We start from the raw sequence: 1,169 nt of genomic DNA, 5'->3' as shown, positions 1-1,169 counted from the left end.
CGCGCGCTTCTGCATGGAATTCCTTCGTTCGGGGAACAGGGCTGCCGTTCCGCGCCGGAGCACAGGGGCCGTCCGGGCATGGAGGAACGGGGTTCCGAGACTCGGGACTCGGGAAATGCCGCCGTCGCGAGGAATCCCGCTGCAGGAGGTCCTGCGGAACGGTCCACGGGCATGGCGGACCGCGCCCGCGCCAGAATGCGCGCGCCCATCTTCGGGCGTGCGTCATCGCACGGGCTTCAATGAAGCGGGAAGAACGCCGACCGGGGGCTCAAGGGCCCGTCACGGTGTGCGGCCGATGCATGGTGCGGCCGCGACTCGGCGTGGGATCCCGCCTGGCGGGCGGGACGCGACGGTTCTACGGTGGCCGGGCAACGGTTCATTGACCCTGACCTGGCGTCGACTATATCCGGCATTACCCGGTATTAGTCAAATGGGCGATTTCTTTACCTTTCGCCAGGTAGATCTTTTTCTCGTGAACCGTCGGAATCGCCTATCCACAAAGGGCTGAGAGGCCCTCGGAGCGCGCCCCGGTATGACACGATGATCGGCATGACCGAGCCCGCCGGCCTCCGCGCGGCCGACGATGATCTCCTCCCGCCCGCCGACTGGGCCCCCGGCCGCACCCTCGCCCCGGGGACCCGCGCCACCTGCGCCTTCGCCCTGCTGGCCGCCGCCATGGCCCTCGGGCGCGCGGTCGCCGCCCCGCTCGCCGATTCCCGCGCGCTGGACGCCTGGACGACGGTCTTCGTGGCGATCTGCGTCCAGGCTTTGCCGTTTCTGGTATTCGGCGTCGCGTTGTCGGCCGCCATCACCGCGTTCGTGCCGCCCGCGTTCTGGCGGCGCGCCCTTCCCGGCCGTCCCGCGGCCGCCGTGCCCGTCGCCGGCGCGCTCGGCGCCGTCCTGCCGGGCTGCGAATGCGCGTCGGTCCCCGTCGCGGGCGGCCTCATGGCACGTGGCGTGGCGCCCGCCGCGGCCCTGACCTTCCTGCTGGCCGCCCCCGCCGTCAATCCCGTGGTGCTCGTGGCGACCGCCGTCGCCTTCCCCGGCGCCCCGGAGATGGTCCTCGGCAGGTTCGCGGCCTCCCTGCTGGTCGCCGTCCTCGCGGGCTGGACGTGGGCCCTGTTCGGCAAGGGCGAGTGGATCCGCGTCCCGCCCCGGCCGCACACCGC

The 1,169-nt window shown here is 72.2% G+C and carries 1 protein-coding gene; it reads left to right on the top strand.

What is annotated here, in order from left to right:
- Positions 1 to 549: 549 nt before the first annotated feature.
- A partial coding sequence (locus E1291_RS41450) for a permease (RefSeq protein ID WP_370771135.1) occupies positions 550 to 1,169 on the top strand: 620 nt, incomplete at its 3' end.

Source organism: Actinomadura roseirufa, assembly GCF_900659635.1.
Taxonomy (GTDB): domain Bacteria; phylum Actinomycetota; class Actinomycetes; order Streptosporangiales; family Streptosporangiaceae; genus Spirillospora; species Spirillospora roseirufa.
This window is presented reverse-complemented; position numbering and strand designations above follow the sequence as displayed.